This window comes from Pseudomonas sp. SWRI18 (genome assembly GCF_014268345.1).
GTDB lineage: Bacteria > Pseudomonadota > Gammaproteobacteria > Pseudomonadales > Pseudomonadaceae > Aquipseudomonas > Aquipseudomonas cedrina.
The window spans coordinates 133,767-154,272 of the sequence record NZ_JACCQQ010000005.1 but is presented as its reverse complement, the minus strand read 5'-3'; the positions used below and the strand labels follow the sequence as shown (position 1 = coordinate 154,272).

14 protein-coding genes are annotated in these 20,506 nt (G+C 60.3%); 7 read left to right on the top strand and 7 right to left on the bottom strand.

Going from position 1 to position 20,506, the window contains the following annotated elements; all coding sequences use genetic code 11:
• A complete protein-coding gene (locus tag H0Z09_RS08255; protein WP_186689513.1) occupies positions 1-2,403 on the bottom strand; it encodes a 7TM-DISM domain-containing protein in 2,403 nt (800 codons plus the stop codon).
• A complete protein-coding gene (locus tag H0Z09_RS08250) occupies positions 2,403-3,218 on the bottom strand; it encodes a helix-turn-helix domain-containing protein (RefSeq protein WP_186689511.1) in 816 nt (271 codons plus the stop codon). The genes H0Z09_RS08255 and H0Z09_RS08250 overlap by 1 nt, the downstream gene beginning before the upstream one ends.
• Positions 3,219-3,516: 298 nt before the next feature.
• On the opposite strand from H0Z09_RS08250, the gene H0Z09_RS08245 reads away from it, so the two are divergent.
• Positions 3,517-4,137, top strand: coding sequence for a TetR/AcrR family transcriptional regulator (locus tag H0Z09_RS08245; RefSeq protein WP_186689509.1), 621 nt, complete (start codon positions 3,517-3,519; stop codon positions 4,135-4,137).
• A 45-nt stretch (positions 4,138-4,182) separates the two neighbouring features.
• Here the strand turns inward: H0Z09_RS08245 and H0Z09_RS08240 are convergent, their stop codons facing one another.
• Positions 4,183-5,649: an efflux transporter outer membrane subunit gene (locus tag H0Z09_RS08240; RefSeq protein WP_186689507.1), complete on the bottom strand. Its 1,467-nt coding sequence runs from the start codon at positions 5,647-5,649 to the stop codon at positions 4,183-4,185.
• A 207-nt stretch (positions 5,650-5,856) separates the two neighbouring features.
• Here H0Z09_RS08240 and H0Z09_RS08235 point away from each other — a divergent pair, with 207 nt between their 5' ends.
• The 5 genes from H0Z09_RS08235 to H0Z09_RS08215 all read left to right on the top strand — a co-directional run bounded on the left by H0Z09_RS08235 (position 5,857) and on the right by H0Z09_RS08215 (position 13,040).
• Complete coding sequence (locus H0Z09_RS08235) at positions 5,857-6,966, top strand: efflux RND transporter periplasmic adaptor subunit (protein ID WP_186689505.1); 1,110 nt, start codon at positions 5,857-5,859, stop codon at positions 6,964-6,966.
• Positions 6,963-10,073, top strand: coding sequence for an efflux RND transporter permease subunit (locus H0Z09_RS08230; RefSeq protein ID WP_186689503.1), 3,111 nt, complete (start codon positions 6,963-6,965; stop codon positions 10,071-10,073). Before H0Z09_RS08235 ends, H0Z09_RS08230 begins: the two co-directional genes overlap by 4 nt.
• Positions 10,074-10,083: 10 nt before the next feature.
• Positions 10,084-11,382, top strand: a complete 1,299-nt coding sequence (gene fabF / locus H0Z09_RS08225) for a beta-ketoacyl-ACP synthase II (protein ID WP_186689501.1) — start codon at positions 10,084-10,086, stop codon at positions 11,380-11,382.
• Positions 11,383-11,557: 175 nt separating this feature from the next.
• On the top strand, positions 11,558-12,262 hold the full coding sequence (locus H0Z09_RS08220; RefSeq protein WP_186689499.1) for a TetR/AcrR family transcriptional regulator: 705 nt from the start codon (positions 11,558-11,560) through the stop codon (positions 12,260-12,262).
• Positions 12,252-13,040: a pyrroline-5-carboxylate reductase dimerization domain-containing protein gene (locus tag H0Z09_RS08215; RefSeq protein ID WP_186689497.1), complete on the top strand. Its 789-nt coding sequence runs from the start codon at positions 12,252-12,254 to the stop codon at positions 13,038-13,040. The genes H0Z09_RS08220 and H0Z09_RS08215 overlap by 11 nt, the downstream gene beginning before the upstream one ends.
• 45 nt (positions 13,041-13,085) lie before the next feature.
• Here the strand turns inward: H0Z09_RS08215 and H0Z09_RS08210 are convergent, their stop codons facing one another.
• A complete protein-coding gene (locus H0Z09_RS08210) occupies positions 13,086-15,122 on the bottom strand; it encodes an NADH:flavin oxidoreductase (protein WP_186689495.1) in 2,037 nt (678 codons plus the stop codon).
• 201 nt (positions 15,123-15,323) lie between these two features.
• Here H0Z09_RS08210 and H0Z09_RS08205 point away from each other — a divergent pair, with 201 nt between their 5' ends.
• The gene (locus tag H0Z09_RS08205; protein WP_186689493.1) at positions 15,324-16,223 is read left to right on the top strand and encodes a glycine betaine ABC transporter substrate-binding protein; all 900 of its coding nucleotides are present in this window, start codon (positions 15,324-15,326) and stop codon (positions 16,221-16,223) included.
• Between the two features lie 147 nt (positions 16,224-16,370).
• On the opposite strand, the gene H0Z09_RS08200 is transcribed toward H0Z09_RS08205, so the two are convergent.
• The 3 genes from H0Z09_RS08200 to H0Z09_RS08190 form a co-directional block, all read right to left on the bottom strand.
• Positions 16,371-17,606 carry an aromatic ring-hydroxylating dioxygenase subunit alpha gene (locus tag H0Z09_RS08200; RefSeq protein ID WP_186689491.1) on the bottom strand — a complete coding sequence of 412 codons (1,236 nt, stop codon included), beginning with the start codon at positions 17,604-17,606 and terminating at the stop codon, positions 16,371-16,373.
• 192 nt (positions 17,607-17,798) lie between these two features.
• Positions 17,799-19,145 (bottom strand): MmgE/PrpD family protein, encoded by a 1,347-nt coding sequence (locus H0Z09_RS08195; RefSeq protein WP_186689489.1) that lies wholly within the window; start codon positions 19,143-19,145, stop codon positions 17,799-17,801.
• Between the two features lie 130 nt (positions 19,146-19,275).
• Positions 19,276-20,232, bottom strand: coding sequence for a LysR substrate-binding domain-containing protein (locus H0Z09_RS08190; RefSeq protein ID WP_186689487.1), 957 nt, complete (start codon positions 20,230-20,232; stop codon positions 19,276-19,278).
• Between the last annotated feature and the right edge of the window lie 274 nt (positions 20,233-20,506).

The window sequence follows — 20,506 nt, the reverse complement described above, 5'->3', positions numbered from 1 at the left end:
CTAAACCTCCCGGGCCATCTCGCGACGCACCGTGTCCGGGCAGGCCAGTTGCTTGACCCACGCCAGCAATTCGCGGCTGTCGGCGGGCTTGAGCAGTACCGCGTCGAACGCCAGAGCGTCTGGATACTGCTGCGGCCTGCGGGGTGGAACCGCCGAATACAGCATCACGGGCAGATGGCCCCAGCGCTTGCGCACCTGGCACAGCAGTTCCCAGCCGTCCATGCCGGGCATCATCTGGTCGCTGATCAGCAGGTCGACCGATTGCCCGGCCAGGCAGATCAAGGCGTCTTCGCCGTTCGCCGCCGTGCTCACGTCAAAACCGTAGCCGGCCAACAGGTCATACAGCCATTCGCTGTTCTGGTCGATGTCATCTACCAGCAGAACATGTTTGCCCCGGCCGTCGAGCGGCGCGGCGTTATTGTCGACGATGCCAAGCTCCAGATCCTGTTCCCCGGCGCATCTAAGGCGCAGGCTGAAACTCAAGTGGCTGCCGCCCCGTGCAGTGGCGTGTGGTTCGAGCCGGCTGTCCATGTGCGCCAGCAATTGCGTGACAATCGACAAACCGAGTCCGCTGCCGTCATGGCGCTGCGCATTGCGGCCACGGCGGAACGGTTGCAGCAGGTGTTCGAACTCTTGTGGATCAATGCCGATGCCGGTGTCGATCACGCTGAAGCGCAGCACCACGTCCTCAGCGCTCGCTTGCGGGTGAGCGCTCACCTCGAAACGAACCTGGCCGTCGCGGGTGAACTTTGCCGCGTTCGCCAGGAGGTTCATGAGGATTTGCCGGAGACGCTTGAAGTCGGCCTCGACCAGTGGCGGCAGGTCATCCGCTAGCACTGCTTGGAAGGTGTTGCCCTGACGTGCGGCGAGAAAGCCTGCCTCATCGGCGATCTCCTTGAGAAAGCCGTACAGATAACCCGGCGCGAGGCTCAGTTGCATTTGCTCCAGTTCGCCACGGGAAAATTCGAGCATTTCATCAATCAGTTCCAGTTGCTGGCGGGCATTGCGTTCGATCGTGGCGGGATAATCGCGGTTCGGCCCCGCGTGCAGCAGGCGCGCATAGTCGATGATGCGTACCAGCGGCGAGCGCAGGTCGTGGCTGATCCGCGCCATCAACGCACTGCGGGCCGCCAGGGATTCGCGCAATTGCGCGGTGCGCAGCGCGACGGTGCTTTCCAGGCGTTCCTGCTCGGCCTGGCGTTGTTGGTCGAGGCTGGACAGCGCGTGCTTTTCACGGTCGCGGCTGCGGGCGACTTCCATGATCAGGGTGCACACCAGCAGCGCCACGCCCGCCAGGGTGGACGATAAGCTGTATTTGCTTTGCGGTGACTGCCAGGGCAACTCTTCCTGCGGGAAAAACATCCGCATCAACAGTTGGCCCAGCAAAAGCCCCGGCACCAGCCAGGCCATCGCGCTGTAACTCAGGCGTTTGCGCCAGGCCATGAATAACGTGGCAAGCAGCACTGCGTAGAAACTCATCAGCGACACCTGGACTATTTGCGCACCCTGGACGGAGTCGACGTTCAGCCACCAGAGTCGGCCCAGGATGCAGCCCGACAGGGGCACCCAGTAGCTCCAGCCAATGGTTTTGGGCAGGCGGGATACCTGCAGCAGCACGCGCATGTAGGCCAGGAACAGGACGAACGAGACCGCGCTGGCGCAGGTCAGCCACTCGCGCGTCCAGCCCAGCGTGGCGGGCCAGTAGACCAGGTAGCCGTTGAGGATGCAGGTCAGCAGGATGTAGCTGAGGACCGCGCCGGCGTTCACGGTCAGCAATCGGGAGCGCAGGATCCAGCCAACGATCAGGCCGAACGGCACGACCAGCAGGACAATGCCCAGGGTGAGCCCGTCGCTCAGGTAGGTCTGTTGCTGACTGCGCAGCAGCGCAGGTTCGGACCACAGTTGCGGCTCCAGCAGCATTTGGAAATGGCTCGTCACTCGGACAAATACGGTGACGCTTTCCCGAGCGGCCAGCGAGACCGGGAACGCAGGCTGACGCGTGGGGGGCTGGGGCCATTCGGTCAAGGGATGGGCGCTGCCGGCGTGCGCCGCGCGCCAGCGTCCGTCGGTGTGTTGGTAGACGCGGATATCCTCCAGACGCGGCGCCCCGACGACCAGCAGGCGCGAGCACGCCACGTCGCTCGAATTGGTGAGCTGCACTTTCAACCAGAACGCGGAGCGGCTATAGCCTTGGGTCGGCCAGCCTGGGGTCATGGTGTTGAAACGCGCTTCGGGCAACTGAGCAACGTCTTCCAGGCTCAAGCGGGCCTGGGGGTCCTCGAAAATATGTATCGCGGGCATCAGATCCAGGTGCTCAACCTGGCAGATTTCCACGGGGGCAGCGCGCAGCAGGCCTGCGGATAACACGGCCATCATCAGCAACAGGAACTGTAGAAGCCGCATCAGGCGTGCTCGATGCCCAGGGATTGCTGGCGAAACTGACTGGGCGTCATGCCGATTCGCTGGCGGAAGGCGGTGGCGAAGTTGCATGCATTGCGAAAGCCCACCAGTTCGGCGACGTCCTGCACGCTCAGGGTGCTTTCGCAGAGCAATGCCTGGCCACGACGCAGTCGGGCATCGCGAATGTAGGCGAATACGGTCAGCCCCAAATGCTCACGGAAAATGGCGGAGAGGCGTTTTTCATGGGTGCCGACTTTTTGGGCAAGGCAGGGCAGGGAGGGTATATCGTCCAGCTGGTGTTCAATCAATCGCATGGCCGCCCTCAACACGATTTCATCGCCCTGTGGTAATGGTTCGGCCAGGCGGTCCTCATCGGGTGGCGGCGCTCGCCAGGTCAATTGCAGATGAATTCGGATGCGCGCCAGCACTTCCTCGGGCGCGTAGGATTTGGGGATGTAGTCCACCGCGCCCACGGCCAGCCCTTCGAGGCGTTCCAATGACGTGTTTGCCGACGACAGGAACAGGATCGGCGTATGCCGGGTGGCCGGCGCCTCGCGCAACAGCCTGCACAGGCTGAAGCCATCCATGTGCGGCATATGAACATCCAGCACGATCAGATCCGGACGCAGCGCGAGTGCCCGTTGATAGCCCTGATGGGCGTCGCTGGCCACCGAAAGGCGCCAGGGCTGGGTCTTCAACAGCATGAGCGTGGCGCGGATATCTTCAGGGACATCGTCGATCAGCAGGATATGCGGCAACGCGTCGGACTCGCCGCCGCCCACGGTCGCTGCATGCCCTTCGTAGTGTCCATTGTTCATTCGCCAGGTTCTCTCATTGCGTGTCGCCAAGTCTTCGCCGGGATAGACACTTTTGCAAAGATTAAGTCAGGTCGCGGGCCGGCGACAAATTGATACAGCAATAGCGGCAGATGAAGCGAGAACTGAAGCGCCCAAATTTGCAATGGGCGGTAAAATCGGGTCTCGTCCGTGGTTTCCGGGAATACCGGCGTCAAGAAGGCATAATGTCGGGCTGCTGAATTTTATTCTAAGAAGTTGTGACCGTTCATTTAAGTGGTCACAAGTTGTCAACCGTAAGGGGGATGCGTAAGCTACCGACATGAACCAGCCATCAAATTCCTCGCCCGGCGTTCGGGGTCCTGCCGAACATGACATTCGGGATCAGATCGTCGCGGCGGCCAACGAGCATTTCAGCCAGTACGGCTACAGCAAGACAACCGTTTCCGACCTGGCCAAGGCCATCGGTTTTTCCAAGGCATACATCTACAAGTTTTTTGATTCCAAGCAGGCGATCGGCGAAGCGATCTGCGCGAACTGCCTGGCTGAAATCGTTGCGGCTGTTGAACAGGCCATTGGTGTCGAGGGTATTTCGGCGACAGAGCGCTTTCGGCGCTTGGTCAAAACCTTGATTTCCACCGGTGCAAGCCTGTTTTTCAATGACCGGAAGCTCTACGATATTGCCGCGTTTTCGGCGTCGGAAAGCTGGCCGAGTTCACAGGTATACGACGCGCAGATCAAGCGCTTCGTCCTGCAAATCGTGCGTGAAGGGCGGGAAAGCGGAGAATTTGAACGCAAGACGCCGTTGGATGAAACGGTAGATTCCATCCATTTTGCGTTGCGGCCTTTCGTCAATCCTTTGCTGCTTCAATACAATCTTGACTTCGTTGAGACGGCGCCCACCCTCACTTCAAACCTGATATTGCGTAGCCTCATGCCATGAGTGCTGGCTGAGGCCTCGCGGTCAATCCTTATGTGACTATCAATATTATTGGTCACTAGTCGCAACAGGCTGTGGTTCAGGCGCTTGCCAGCCACCGCCGAGCGCTCTGAAGGCGGCGACCGCCGCCCGTGCCGATTCTGTTCGAGCTTGCGCGCGAGCATCGGAAGCTCGCAGCAGGGTTTCGTCGGCGTGCAGCACATCGATCAGGCTGGCCGTGCCCTTTTCATAGGCCGTGAACGACGATTGGCGGGCCTGTGTCAGGGCGTCCTCGCCTGTGGTGAGGGTGGTTGCCTGCGCTTCCCGGTTCACCAGGGCGGAGAAGGCGTTTTCGACATCCTCGGTGGCGCGCAATACAGATTGGCGGTAAGCGGCCAGGGCTTCGGCTTCCTGCCCCTTTGCCTGGTCAATCTGCGCGTTTATGCGACCGAAGTCGAAGAGCCTCCAGCGCAGGCCCAAGACGCCTGCCGACTGGCTGGCACCGCCGGTAAACAGGTTGCCGCCGGATACGGCCGTGGCGCTGCCGAGCAATGCGCTCAGTGAAAACTTCGGGTAGTACTCGGCGGTGGCCTCCCCGATGCGCGCGTTGGAGGCCGCAAGCCGGCGCTCAGCCACAATCAGATCTGGCCGGCGGCGCAGCAAATCGGCGGGTGTTCCTGTGTCATTCAATCGTGGCGCCAGAGGAATCGTGCCCTGACTCGCCAATTGCGTTCGATGCGTGCCTGGGGGGGTGCCGAGAATCACATCGAGCGCGTTCATGGCGGCATCCAGGCCGGTTTGCAAGGCCGGTACTGTCGCCTGCACCTGCGACAGCGCACCCTCCGTCTGGCGAACCTCATAGCTGGCGGCGAGGCCTTTGCCATACAGCAGTTGGACTTTTTCCAACAGTTGCTCCTGCGTTTTGACTTGTCGGTTGGCGATGTCCAGCCGGGCCTGCAATCCACGAACCGTGATGTAGATATCAGCCGTCTGCGCAGCGATGGCCAGGCGTGTGGCGGCAGCGCCAGCCTCCGAGGCCTGGTACTCGGCCAGTGCGGCCTCGCGCCCGCGTCGCAGGCCGCCAAACACATCCACCTCCCAGCTCGCATCAAGGTTGAGCTCGTAGGAACTTCCGTATCGATCAAAGCCAGGGGTTGAATTCAACACTTGGCCCAGTGGCGTCTCGATTGACTGATAGGAACGCGCAGCCTGGCCACTGATGTTTCCCGAGGGCAGCAAAGCGGCATTGGCGGCGCCCAGTCCTGCGCGCGCTTGCGTAACGCGCGCCGTCGCTTGTGCCAGGTCCAGGTTCTGCGCAAGCGCTTTAGCGACGAAGTCGGCCAACTGTGGATCACCAAAGCCTTCCCACCACGCGACAAGACTTGCCCGCGGCGCACCAGGCCGTTGTTCAACGGCGGCCTGGCCCATGTATCCACCGGAAAGCGGCGCGTCAGGACGCTGATAGTCCGGACCGACCGCGCAACCCGCTATCAGGCTGGCGCTCACTAAGAGAGCGAGGGGGCGAAGGGAGGGCATTGAGATTCCTTGAATCGAATATTGTGTGTGACCATATTACGACATGGTCACTATCTGTCAATTGGCACTATTGAGTCGCGGCCAGAGCGACCGATAACAAGCACGTGTGCTGGTTTCAGACTGAAGTACCAAGATTGTGACCGTTGACAAATATGGTCACAGGTCTAAAAATATGATTTCCATCCTATTATTGAATCAAGGGAATCTATGCGCCGGCTTCGACCTGTCCCTATTGCCGCTTGCTTGTTGCCTCTTGTCCTGACGGCCTGTGGCGAGTCATCCACCGCTCAAGATCCGCGCACGCAAGCCCCGCTGGTGAGGTCTGCAGCCGTTCAGGGGTCCTCCGCGATCTCGCGTTCATTTACCGGGGTGGTCGCTGCCCGTACTCAGGGCGATTTGGGCTTTCGAGTGTCCGGCAAGATCCTTGAGCGTCTGGTTGACACCGGCCAGACCGTAAAGCGTGGCCAGCCGCTCATGCGCCTCGACCCGGTTGACCTGGGTTTGCAGGCGCGGGCACAGCAAGAGTCGGTCACAGCCGCTCGGGCCCGAGCCAAGCAGACCGCGGATGACGAGGCGCGCTACCGTGACCTGGTCGCTGCAGGCGCGGTCTCCGCATCGGCCTATGACCAGATCAAAGCAGCGGCGGATACCGCCAAGGCACAACTGGGCGCCGCGCAAGCGCAGGCAGACGTGGCACGCAATGCGTCGGGTTATGCGGTGCTGGTGGCGGATACCGACGGCGTCGTGGTGGAGACGCTCGCTGAGCCTGGGCAAGTCGTCAGCCCGGGGCAGCCGGTGGTTCGCCTGGCGAGGGCAGGGCAGCGTGAGGCTATCGTGCACCTGCCCGAGACCGTGCGCCCGGCAGTCGGGTCTTCCGCGCAAGCGACACTTTATGGCAGCACCAGCGGTGCTGTCAGCGCAAAGCTCAGGCTGCTGTCGGATTCGGCGGACCGTATGACTCGCACCTTCGAGGCGCGGTATGTGCTGGAGGGCGCACTGGCGAATGCGCCACTGGGTTCGACCGTCACACTCAGGATTGCAGACGGTGCGGCGCAGGGCCCGGTGTTGCAAGTACCCATCGCAGCGGTTTATGACCCCGGCAAGGGGACGGGGGTGTGGGTCATCGTCGGTACACCGGCGAAAGTGAGCTGGCGGCCCGTGCAGGTCCTGGGTTTAAGCGACGACTCGGCACGCGTCGCAGGCGACCTCAAGGAAGGCGAGCCTGTCGTCGCCTTGGGCGCACACCTGCTGCGCGATGGCGAAGCGGTGCGGCTGGCTCAACAGGGTGACGCCAAGGTTGCGGGGACTCATCCATGAGCGAGGGTCGTTTCAATCTTTCGGCGCTCGCCGTGCGCGAGCGCTCGATCACGGTGTTCTTGATCTTCCTGATCGCCGTTGCGGGCATCCTGTCGTTCTTCCAGTTGGGGCGCGCGGAGGATCCTCCCTTTACGGTCAAGCAGTTGACGGTCATCACCGCGTGGCCGGGGGCGACGGCCCAGGAGATGCAGGACCAGGTGGCAGAGCCGCTTGAAAAACGCCTGCAGGAACTGAAGTGGTACGACCGCTCGGAAACCTATACCCGCCCAGGCCTGGCGTTCACGATGCTGTCATTGCTCGATAGCACGCCGCCGTCGCAGGTGCAGGAGGAGTTCTACCAGGCGCGTAAAAAGCTCGATGATGAGGCCATCAAGCTACCGGCCGGTGTCATCGGGCCGATGGTCAACGACGAATTCTCGGACGTGACATTCGCCCTGTTTGCCCTGAAGGCCAAAGGCGAGCCACAGCGCCTGTTGGTGCGCGATGCCGAGTCGTTGCGCCAGCGCCTGCTGCATGTGCCGGGTGTGAAAAAGGTCAATATTATCGGGGAGCAGCCCGAACGTATCTTTGTCTCGTTTTCCCATGATCGCCTGGCCACCCTGGGCGTATCGCCCCAGGACATTTTTGCCGCGCTGAACAATCAAAATGTGCTCACGCCCGCAGGTTCCATTGAAACCCAAGGCCCCGAAGTCTTCCTGCGCCTGGATGGCGCCTTCGATAAGCTGCAGAAAATTCGCGACACACCTATTACGCTCCAGGGACGCACGCTCAAGCTCTCTGATGTGGCGACGATCGAACGCGGTTACGAAGATCCCAAAACCTTTCTCGTGCGTAACAACGGTGAAGATGCGTTGCTGCTGGGGATCGTGATGCGCGAGGGCTGGAACGGGCTGGACCTTGGCAAGGCGCTGGATGCGGAGACGGTCAAGATCAACCAAGGCATGCCGCTGGGCATGGCGCTTACCAAAGTCACCGATCAAGCGGTGAATATCGATTCGGCCGTCGGCGAGTTCATGGTCAAGTTCTTCGTCGCACTGCTCGTGGTGATGCTGGTGTGCTTTCTCAGCATGGGCTGGCGTGTCGGCGTTGTGGTGGCGGCCGCTGTGCCGTTGACACTGGCCGTGGTGTTTGTGGTGATGGAGGCCACGGGGAAGAACTTTGACCGCATTACCCTCGGCTCATTGATCCTGGCGCTTGGCCTGCTGGTGGACGACGCCATCATCGCTATCGAAATGATGGTGGTGAAAATGGAAGAGGGCTACGACCGCATCAAGGCGTCCGCGTACGCCTGGAGTCATACGGCGGCGCCGATGCTGTCCGGTACCCTGGTGACGGCGATCGGCTTTATGCCCAATGGCTTCGCGCAATCGACCGCCGGCGAGTACACCAGCAACATGTTCTGGATTGTCGGCATCGCGCTCATTGCCTCATGGGTGGTTGCCGTGGTCTTCACCCCGTATCTGGGCGTGAAGATGCTACCGAACATCAAGACAGTCGAAGGTGGCCACGCCGCCATCTACAACACCCGTCACTACAACCGCTTCCGTCGGGTGTTGACGCAGGTCATTGCGCGCAAATGGCTGGTGGCCGGCACCGTCATCGTTTTGTTTGTGGTGTCGATCCTCGGCATGGGCCTGGTCAAGAAGCAGTTCTTCCCAACCTCGGACCGTCCCGAGGTGCTGATTGAAGTGCAAATGCCCTATGGAACCTCCATCGAGCAGACCAGCGCCACCAGCGCCAAGATAGAAGCCTGGCTGCAACAGCAGGCGGAGGCAAAAATCGTCACGGCCTATATCGGGCAAGGTGCGCCGCGTTTTTATCTGGCGATGGCACCGGAACTGCCGGATCCGTCATTCGCCAAAATCGTGGTGCTGACGGACAGCCAGGAGGCCCGTGAAACCCTCAAGTTGCGTCTGCGCGAGGCGGCTGCCGAAGGCCTTGCGCCAGAAGCGCGGGTCCGGGTCACGCAACTGGTGTTTGGTCCGTACTCGCCGTTCCCGGTCGCCTACCGGGTGATGGGGCCTGACCCGGTGAAACTTCGCGAAATTGCCGGTCAGGTGCAGGACGTGTTGCAGGCCAGTCCGATGATGAGAACCGTCAACACCGACTGGGGCCCGCTGACGCCGACCTTGCATTTCACGCTGGACCAGGATCGTTTGCAGGCCGTGGGTTTGACCTCAAGCGCGGTAGCACAGCAACTGCAGTTCCTGCTGGCCGGCGTACCGATCACGGCGGTGCGCGAGGACATTCGTTCGGTGCAGGTGGTCGGGCGCGCGGCAGGTGATATCCGCCTTGATCCCGCCAAAATCGAAGGCTTTACCCTGGTCGGCACGGCGGGTCAGCGGATTCCATTGTCTCAGGTAGGGGAAGTCGATGTACGCATGGAGGACCCGATCCTTCGCCGTCGTGACCGTACGCCGACCATCACCGTACGCGGCGACATTGCCGAGGATTTGCAGCCGCCGGATGTGTCGAGTGTGATTGTGAAGGAGCTCCAGCCGATCATCGACAAACTGCCGGACGGCTATCGGATCGAGCAAGCGGGTGCAATCGAGGAGTCGGGCAAGGCCGGTACGGCGATGTTGCCGCTGTTCCCGATCATGATCGCCATGACGCTGCTGGTCATCATTTTGCAGGTCCGCTCAATCTCCGCGATGATCATGGTGTTTCTCACCTCACCGCTGGGGTTGATGGGCGTGGTGCCGACCTTGCTACTGTTTCAACAACCCTTTGGTATCAACGCGCTGGTCGGGCTGATTGCGCTCTCGGGCATCCTGATGCGCAATACGCTGATTCTGATCGGGCAAATCCACCACAACGAACAAGAAGGGCTGGACCCTTTCCATGCGGTGGTCGAAGCCACGGTACAGCGGGCCCGACCGGTCTTGCTGACAGCGATGGCGGCAATCCTGGCGTTCATCCCGCTGACCCATTCCGTCTTCTGGGGGACGCTGGCCTACACCTTGATCGGAGGCACGTTTGTCGGAACCATTGTGACGCTGGTATTCCTGCCCGCGATGTATTCCATTTGGTTCAAGATCCGTCCTGAGTCTGAAAGCAGCACGCATACGGCGAAACCCACCCAAGCACTTTCGACTGATAAATGAAGAGGGCTCAATGAATAATCTCAACGGTCAAAAGCGAATCGTCGTCACGGGCGTCGGCATGGTCGGGCCTCTGGGGTGCGGCGTTGAGGAGGTCTGGAAGCGCTTGTTGGCTGGGCGTTCGGGCATCCGCCAATTACCGGCCGAGGTTACCGAGGGAACGGGTGTTGCAGTCGGCGGCCAGGTGCCGTCACTGGAAGAAGACGCCATCGCGGGGTACGACCCGGAGCGCGTCATTTCGGCCAAGGACCGCAAGAAGATGGATCGCTTCATCGAGTTTGCCCTTGTGGCGGCGCATGAGGCGCTTGAGCAGGCAGGCTGGCACCCGACCGAGGAGGCAGATCAGGAAAGGACCGCGACGATTATTGCATCCGGCGTGGGCGGGTTTGGTGTGATTGCCGATGCTGTGCGGACCACCGACACACGTGGCCCGCGCAGATTGTCGCCCTTCACCGCGCCGTCTTTTCTGGCCAACATGGCGGCGGGGCACGTTTCCATCCGGCACGGTTTCAAAGGGCCGCTCGGCGCCCCGGTAACGGCCTGTGCCGCCGGCGTCCAGGCCATCGGCGATGCGGCCAGAATCATCAGAAGTGGCGAGGCTGATATCGCCCTGTGCGGCGGTACCGAAGCGGCGATCGACCGTGTGACCCTGGGGTGTTTTGCCGCGGCCCGTGCGCTGTCCACCGGTTTTGCCGAGCACCCGCAGCAGGCTTCACGGCCGTTTGATCGGGATCGCGATGGCTTCGTGATGTCCGAAGGCGCGGGTTTGCTGGTGATCGAGTCACTGGAGCACGCCCTCGCGCGTGGCGCCACGCCACTGGCCGAGCTGGTGGGTTATGGCACCAGCGCGGATGCCTATCACCTGACCGCAGGCCCCGAGGACGGCAGCGGCGCACGCCGCGCCATGGAGCAGGCACTGCGTCAGGCTGCTGTCAGCCCCCTGGATGTTCAGCACATCAACGCACACGCGACCTCCACCCAGGTCGGTGACAAGGGCGAGCTGGCCGCCATTCGCGCGGTGTTCGGCAGCGGTTCTGGCGTGGCAATCAGTTCGACCAAGTCTGCCACCGGGCATCTCTTGGGGGCGGCCGGAGGCATCGAGGCGATCTTTACCGTCTTGGCGCTTCGTGACCAGGTCGTGCCGCCCACGCTCAACCTGAATCATGCCGATGAGGCGGCTGCCGGGCTTGACCTGGTCAGCCTCAAGTCCCGAGAGATGGCGATCACGCACGCACTGTCAAATGGCTTCGGTTTTGGCGGCGTTAACGCGAGCGTGCTGTTCCGTCGCTGGGCGCCTGAGTCTGAAGGGTAATGGCAGGTTGTACCCAGGAGGCAGCAGAGGAGTCGCTGTAAAGGCAGCAAGGCAGATGCGACGCGCACTCTGATTTACCGGCGGCAGGTCTTTCGCAGGTAAATGTACCTCGGTGTACATCCAGCGGTCATCCACGTACATTCGGGCTACGCATTATTGATAGAAGGTAAACGGGATGCCCGAGTTAAAAAAGGCACGTGGCAAGGCCAAGGACGCGGGCTGGCGCGGCTCGCCGGACGGCTGGCTGGAAGCGGCCTATGAGGCCCTGAAGGAGTCGGGCATCGATGCCGTGCGGGTCATGCCGCTGGCCAAGCGCCTGGGCTTGTCACGCACCAGCTTCTACTGGTTTTTCGAGGACCGCGAGCAACTGCTGGCGGCGTTGCTGTCGCGTTGGCGCGAGACCAATACAGGGGGGCTGATACGGCAAAGTGAAAGTTATGCCGAAAGCATTTCCGAGGCGATCCTGAATGTGTTCGAGTGCTGGCTGAACCCGCAATTGTTCGACTCGCAATTCGAGTTTGCCGTGCGCAGTTGGGCGCTTCAGTCCGCTGAAGTGGCCCAGCAAGTCGCTGTGGTTGACGAGCAGCGTATGAATGCCCTGGCGAACATGTTCAAGCGCTTCGGCTATGACAGCCAGGGCGCTGATGCTCGGGCCCGAACGATCTATCTGACGCAGATCGGCTACATCACCATGAACACGACGGAGTTGATCACTGTGCGCTTTGAGCGCATCCCTCATTACGTGAGCATCTTCACCGGCAAAGTCCCCAAGCAGCGTGAGCTGGATCGTTTCTACGGGAAGTTCGGCTATGCCGAAAAAGAGCCCGGGCTCTTTGTTCCGTTGGCGGAGACTTTCGAAGGCAATGGCGATGATCAATAAAACCCTGGGGATTATTGGCGGCACCGGCTGGTTGGGCGGCGCGATTGCCAGGGCGGTCTTGGCGAAGGGGCTGGTGCCGGCGGCAAACCTGATCATTTCCAATCGCTCGGGCAATCACCCGTTGGCTGAGCAGGGCGCTCGCCTGGTCACGGACAACCAGGCGTTGGTGGATCGCAGCGACGTGGTGATCATCGCGGTGCGCCCCGAGCATTTCGCCAGCCTGAATATCAACGCGACGGGTAAGACCGTTATTTCCCTGATGGCCGGGATTAGCGCACAGACGATTGTCGCGCAGATCTCGGCTTCGGCAGTGGTGCGGGCGATGCCCAACGCGGCGGTGGAGATCGGGCAATCCTTTACGCCTTGGTATTGTTTTGCAGAGGTCGCGGCTACGACGAAACGCTTCGTGCAGAGCGTGTTCGAATGCGTGGGCACGGCCGCAGAGGTACAGCAGGAAGACTGCATCGACTACCTGTCGGCGCTCTCTGGCACGGGCCCGGCTTTCCCTGCCTTGTTGATGACGGCGCTGGCCAATCAGGCGATGGCAGCCGGCATTCCCGCCGATATCGCGCAACGTGCCGCTAAAAGTGTGGTGGTCAACAGCAGCCAGTTGCTGGCCAGTCAAGATGCTCAGCAGATGATCGACGCCTTGGTAGCCTACCGTGGGGTAACGGCCGCTGCCTTGAAAGTGATGATCCATGGGCAATTCGAGGAGCAGATCGGCGAGGCGCTGCGAGAGGGTGCTGCCGTTGCCCGTCGAGGGCTTCAAGCCGGATGAACCGAAAGCCCCTTCACAGGGGCGTCGGGGAGGGCACGCATGCGGTCAGATGTCCTTGAGCAACCGCAGCGCATCGTAGATGGCGGCGTGGGTGTTGCGCGCCGACACCGCGTCGCCGATCCGGAACAGCTGGAAACGGCCCTCGGGGTTGGTCACGATGTTCTGGGTTTTCCCGGCGATCAGGTCGTGCTGTTCGACCGCGCCGTTATTGCTCGAGTGCGGGCGCAGTTCAAAGTAAAGGTCTTCCAGGGGCAGGGTGCCGTGGTTGACCACCACCTGATCGACCACGCGCTGTTTGTGCACCTGGCCGTAATCGCTGCCGAAGCTGGCCACCAACTGACCGTCGCGCTTTTCTACGGATTCGACCCGGTACGTGACCGTGAAGGTGACATTCAGGTCTTGCAGGCTGCGCATGTAAGGCACCAGGTTCATGGCCATCACCTCTGGCGCAAACGAGCGGTCCGGCGTGACGATCTCCAGTTGTGCGCCGCTTCTGGCGATGACCTCAGCCGCCTGTAGCGCCGCGTGGTCACCCGCGTCATCGAAGATCAGCACGTTCCGGCCGGGCTTGACGTCGCCGGAAATGATGTCCCAGGTCGATACCACCAGCTCGTTGCCGTGCTTGAGTACTTCGGTGTGGGGCAAGCCGCCGGTGGCAACGATCACGACGTCCGGTGCCTCGGCCATGACGGTGTCGGCTTCGGCCCAGGTGTTGAAGTGGAACTTGACGCCCAGGCGTTCGCATTGCGCCATGCGCCAATCGATGATGCTGATCATCTCGCGACGCCGCTCGCTCAGTGCCGTCAAGCGGATCTGCCCGCCTGGCTGATCGGCGATTTCAAACACCGTAACAGCGTGGCCGCGCTCACCAGCCACCCGTGCCGCTTCCAGGCCCGCCGGGCCCGTGCCGACCACCACCACCTTGCGCTTGACCGCGGCCTTGGGGATCTCGTGAGGCATGGTGGTTTCGCGGCCGGTGGCGGCGTTGTGGATGCAATACGCGGCGCCGCCCTGATAGATACGGTCCAGGCAATAGTTGGCGCCGACGCAGGGGCGAATGTCCTCTTCACGCTTTTCGATGATCTTGCGCACGATATGCGGGTCGGTCATGTGCGCCCGGGTCATGCCGACCATGTCCACCTTGCCGGAGGCGATGGCGTGTCGCGCCGTGGCCACATCCGGAATCTTGGCCGCATGGAACGTCGGGAAACCGGTGGCCGAGCGGATCTCGCCGGCAAAATCCAGGTGCGGCGAGTTGCGCATGCCTTGGATCGGAATCACGTCGGTGAGGCCGGCATCGGTATCGATGTGCCCGCGCACGACGTTGAGGAAGTCCACCAGCCCACTGTCCTTGAGCATGTGGGAGATCTGCAGGCCGTCGCTGGCACCGAAGCCGCCGGGCAGGTCTTCGTCGCCGGTGTAGCGAACCCCGAGCAAAAAATCTTCGCCACAACGTTGGCGGATGCCGCGCAGGACGTCGAAGGTGAAGCGCATCCGGTTTTCCAGCGACCCGCCGTAGGGCCCGTCGAGGTCGTTGGTCAGCGGTGACCAGAATTGATCCATGAGGTGCCCGTAGGCCTGCAGTTCCAGGCCATCGAGACCGGCGGCCTTCATGCGTTCGGCGGCGTCCACGTAATCCTTGATGATCCGGTCGATGTCCCATTCTTCAAGCTTTTTCGGAAAGGCCCGGTGGGACGCTTCACGCCGATGGGACGACGATACGACCGGCAGCCAGTCAGCCTTGTCCCAGCGCGTGCGGCGCCCCAGGTGAGTCAGTTGGATCATCACCGCCGCGCCGTGCTCGTGGCATTCGTCAGTCAGGTCCTTCATCCATTTGACCACTTCGTCCTTGTACGCCAGCACATTGTTGAACACCGGCGGGCTGTCGCGGGAAACCGCGGCCGAGCCTGCCGTCATAGTCAACGCCACACCTGCCTTGGCACGTTCTACGTGATAGGCGCGGTAAAGATCCTTCGGCATGCCGTCGACCGGATAAGCAGGCTCATGGGAGGTGGTCATGATCCGGTTCTTGAGGGTCAGGTGTTTGATCTTATAGGGCTGCAGCAGGGGATCGCTGGACATGGTGTTGCGCTCCGGGAACAGAACATCAGGCTTGGTTTCGACATAACGGTAGGTTCAATGTTCATACATGTCAATGATTGAGACATAGGTGTACATTTTTCTTGCGTGACGGAAAACCCGGGATTACCCTGCTTTAAGATCGGACATTTACTCTTCTGCTGCCCTGCCAATAACTATTCATACAGTACGCGGAGATGCACCATGACAACGTTGTCCAGTAAGACGTGTATCGGTTGGCTTGCAGGCCTGGCGATGACTGCCGGTAGCCTGATGGCCCACGCCGAGGAACCCACGCCTATCCGTATCGGATGGGTGAATTGGTCGGATACCGAAATCGCTGTAAAGCTGGCGGATACGGCATTGCGCGACCACTTGAAGCAACCGGTCAAATTGGTGCTGGCCGACATTGGCATTCAGTTCCAGGCCTTGGCTAACGGCAATATCGACCTGATCCCAATGGTCTGGCTGCCAAGCACACACAAGTCGTTCTACGACAAATACAAAGACAAGCTCGAAGACCTCGGCGTGCTGTATGAAGGCCGGATCGGCATGGCCGTGCCAACCTCCATTCCCGTGAGCGAGATCGCCAGTGTCGAAGACCTCAACAAGCCCGAAGTGCGGGAAAAGCTTGGCGGCAAGATCCTGACTTCGGAAGTGGGCAATGGTCAGTACAAACTGACGGAAAAGGCCATCAAGGATTACAAGCTCGACGGCTACAAGATGGTCGCCTCTTCAGAGTCCGGCATGTTGAGCGAGCTGGATCGCAACCTCAAGCGTGACAAATGGTCGTTGGTCAACGCTTGGAGCCCACACTGGATGTTCGCCAAATGGCCGTTGCGCTACCTGGATGATCCGAAGCAGGTTTTCGGTGGGGCCGAGCAAATTCACGCGATTGCTCGCAAAGGCTTCAGTGCCGAACACCCCGATGTCGCCCGGTTCTTCTCCAACTTCAAGATTCCCAAGGCTGACCTTGAGAAGCTGATGGCGTCCGCCCGTGACAGTTCGGCGGACAAGGTCGTTGCAGAGTATTACGCTGCCAACAAGCCCCGTTTCGAAGCGATGTTCGGCAGCCAGGCCGGCTCCGCGACACCGGCCCAGTAATAACCCTTATCCGCTAGTTGCGTTGCCGTCTGGTGCCCTTTATACGGGCGTCGGACGCATCGAACGCCTATTCAGGCGATACCCTTGATGACCACAGCCATCGTCGCTTTTCCCTGGATTGAGCGGTCGACCGGGTGAACTGCGTTCTCAGCCCACAGACTTCAACGGAATAGGTCCTTTGATCCTTTCCATCATGGTGGCGCAATACCAATCATCGAACTGGCAGACGCCGGTCTCGGCGGTTTCGGAGTACGGGCCTGGCTCATAAGACGGTGAGGTCACACCGCGCTGCGTGCCCTCCACAAGGATGCGGTCCTGATCGTTGGTGGCGATCCATACTTTGGTCAGGCGATCGATGTCGTAATCCACGCCTTCCACAGCGGTCTTGAGTACCAGCCATTTGGTGGTGACCAAGGTTTCTGTCGCGCTGATCGGCAGCACTCGAAAGCTCAAGGCGTGATCGCCCAGGAAGTGGTTCCAGGTAGAGGGGTAGTTGAAATACAGCAGTGCGCCAATATCCGCTTCGCCAGTGGTATCCAGGCGGCCGTTGACCGCTGGTTTGCCGTCCATGGTGTAGCTCACCGCACCCTTGGACAATGGAATGCGGGTCATGCGGAACTGACCTTTGATATCCATTACCAGGCGGCTTGGCAAGCCGGCTTTTTCGCATTTGTTCCAGTAGGCGGAAAGCTCCGGGTCGTCATCGCCGCTGGTGCCACCTACCGACAGGTTGTCCACGAACGATTGCAGCAGTTCAGGGTGGGAACCGTCGCAGTGGTAGCACTCACGGTTGTTTTCGAAGACCAATTTCCAGTTGCCTTTCTCGACGATGTTGGATTCGAAGGCCACTTTGCAGTCATCCAGGTTGTGCGGGGCGAGAAAGGGCGTTACGGCGTTGCGAAAGGCCTCGAAGTCGGGTGCCTTGCTCGCGACACACACATAGATGAAGGTATTCACGATTTCGCAATGGACGCTCTTGAGGGTGTATTCGGACTTGTCGAAGTCCTGCCCCATGTTCCCGGCGAACAGCAGGTTGCCGTCCAGCTCGTAGGTCCATTTGTGGTAAGGGCAGACCATCTTGGCGACTTTGCCGTGGTCGGCTTCGCAGATTTTTGCGCCACGGTGGCGGCAGGCATTGTGAAAGGCGCGTACCTGACCGTCTTTGCCACGTACCACCGCCACGGGATAGTCACCCACTTGCAGCGTGAAGTATTGGCCAGGCTTTTCCAGTTCAAAGGTATGCCCGGCGAAAATCCAGTCCTTGTGCCAGATTTGCTCAAGATCCTGGCGGTATACACCTTCGTTGCTGTACAGCGCCCCTGGGAGTGAGTGCCATGGTTTGCGTTGCGCAATCAGGTCAAAAACGGTTTCTTTATTATCCATCTTATCCTCCCAGGATAACTAACGTGAGCGCTCACCTTTAACGGTGACTTTATATAGGGCGCAGATGTTCGGCATCGGTGTGCAGCTTAAGAAGTGCGGCAATTTCATATTCTTTTTAGATAGATGACAGCCTATAGGGGCTGATGCAGCGCTCGCAAACGACATTTGCTAGGGGCAATCGATAATTTCAGGTTATCCATCAGATGAGCCGGTTGAAAATATCGGCGCCAGCGTCGCGATGGCTGAGGACGAATGTTCAAGCGAATGAATCGCCTGTTTTACAGCGCGACTTCTTTCAACGCCCAGTTGCGTACAGAACAGATCAAATTTCCTGTCCAGCTCATCTGCCGTCATTGCGGTTTCCGGATCGCCTTTCGCGGCGGTGATCGGGCTGACGATGCGGGTGCCCTCTTTCAAAGTGAGGGTAAGCCTGGACAGAATTTCCTCAGGGAAACGCGCAGAAATATCCGCCGCTTCGTGGATTTCGATGCGCGCACTGAGTGACAGAATATCCGGCGCGGTGATTGAATCACCTGTGACTTCGGCAGGCCCCAGCTTGCCCCTGACAATGAGTGCCGCCAGTGGAAACGCCAAGGCGTATTGGGCTTCGTCCGCGTTGCGGGGTGCATGGCCCTGCAGGCACATAGATTCGTAGAACGTTTCCACGCGGATCGTTTCGATCGCGTCAGCGTTGAGTTGTGGATGCTGGCGTTGTATTTCCAGCATCGCGGTCAAGGCGGGCTGCGCCCATCGGCACACAGGCCACGGCTTGAAGTACTGGCTGTCTATTTCCCAGCGCTGGCCAATGTCGGCCCAGTGCACTGCCACGCTGTGGTCCTCCACTGTTTCTGCAGGTGCGCCGGTCATGCCCGCCTGTGCCATCAACAGTGCGTTCAAGCCAACGTAGGCGCCAGCGCCATGGGCATCACGCAACATTGTGGGTGACAGCACCACGCGCATCATTGGGCAACGTGCGCTGAAATACTCGGCAATGCCCAACGCGTGGCGAAATGTCGGCTCATCGAACCCGAGCAGCCGGGCACCGGCGCACACCACGCCAATCGCGGAAAAACCGCCGGAGGCATGATAAGTGGGTGAGGTCGCCATCAATGCAGTGCCGGCGCGCAGGGCGGTTTCATAGCCAATGCACAGGGCCGTCAGAAACGTGCGCCCGCTGATCGGCTGGCCGTTATGGTGCAGCGCGTCGGCCAAAGCCAACAAAGCCGGAACGACGGTTGCGCCGGCGTGCCCCTTGGATTTGAAGTGGCCTTCATGGGCGTCCAGGCTGTCTGCGCAAAACCCGCCGGCCCAGGCTGCGCCGAGCACACTGACGCGCTGGCCATCGAACGGGAGTCGGCTGGTGTAGGTACCGCCGGGATAGTGCAGCAGGGCGAAACGTCGCATCGTTTTGCTGGTGTCGTTGCAGGCTGCACCTGCCATGACCCCGACGATATCCAACAGACTGTTTTTAAGTATTGACCGGGTGTGGGCGGGGGCTTGCTGGAACTCGAAATCACGACAAAATTCGAACAGTGACATCCTGGGTATTCCCTGCGAAATCATTATTGTGTCGCTGCACGATGACCCAGCGAGGGCTTACCGCTCCAGCAACATTTTCGTAGGGCAATCGATAACAAAAATAGCAATCGCGCTGCCGAGGCAGGCCGTGTCAGCGGGGGAACTTGGACAAGAGCCACTCACGAAACTGGCGCAGCTCGTGTTCGTTCTCGGCGTTCTCCCGGCAACTGAGGTAGTGCGAACTATTGCGCAGCTGTACCTGCTGTTGGATCGGCCGCACCAGCACCCCGCGCTCCACCAGGCGCACCACCAGATGGTTCCATCCCAGGGCGATGCCTTGGTGGGTCAGCACCATGCTGATCAGCAAGTTGTAGTCATTGGCATTGAAGATCTGCGGGCTGTCTTTAGGGCGATCGTCAATGTCCACCGACTGGAAGGCAAACCAGACGCCCCAGTCCACATGCTCCGCCACCTGCGACCGGCCGTAGGGGCTGAGGTTAAGCAGGGTCGAGTTTCTGAGGCCTTCAAGGGTCGAGATTTCGGGGTGTTGCTCCAGGAACTGCGGGCTGCAAACCGGGTAAATAACGTCATGGCACAGCGGGTAACTTTTATAATCGTCCCGGATGCGGGCCATCTTGGTAATGAAAATATCCGGTTGAACCCCAGGCTCCATGGTCAGGAAGTTCTGCGTCGTGACCAGGTTCAGCTCGATGCCGGGGTATTGTTGGATGAACTCTGGCAAGTGGGCCGACAGCCACAGTGCGGAGAATGCAGGCGAGCAGCAGATGGTCAGCATTTTTTTCGGCGACTGGGTGCTGCGGATTCTTTCGGCCGCCTGTGCGATGTTCACGAACGACAGTTGTGCGGCATCAAAGAACACCGCGCCGGCGGGCGTCAGTTCGACCGTACGCCCGGCACGGGTGAACAGTTGGGCGCCCAGATAGCCTTCCAGCTCGCGAATTTGCCGGCTGATAGCCGCCTGCGACACACACAGCGCCTCGGCGCCGAGGGTGAAACTTTCGTACTTGGCGGCCGCGACGAAAGCCTTCACAGCCCTCAAGGACGGCATTTTCAGCAGAATGCTGTCAGGGTCGACGTGCTTTGACATCCTTACCTTCTCCTAATGCAGCCGCTGCCCGGCGAAGCGACGCGAGGGTACCTGAAGCCAAGCGGTAACAGCGCTGCCGGGGTCGTTTTTGAGACATAACGGGTCGCACCTGGTTGACGCGGGGACAAATGCGGGCATTTTTACGCAATCCATAACCCGACGTTATCCAATGCGCCCTGTAAATGTAGTTGGCTTTGACAGGGGCTTACTAATAAATTTGAAACGTCCCTCTTTCCTAGGGGCCAAAAATAATAAAAGGAAACCCGTCGTGAAA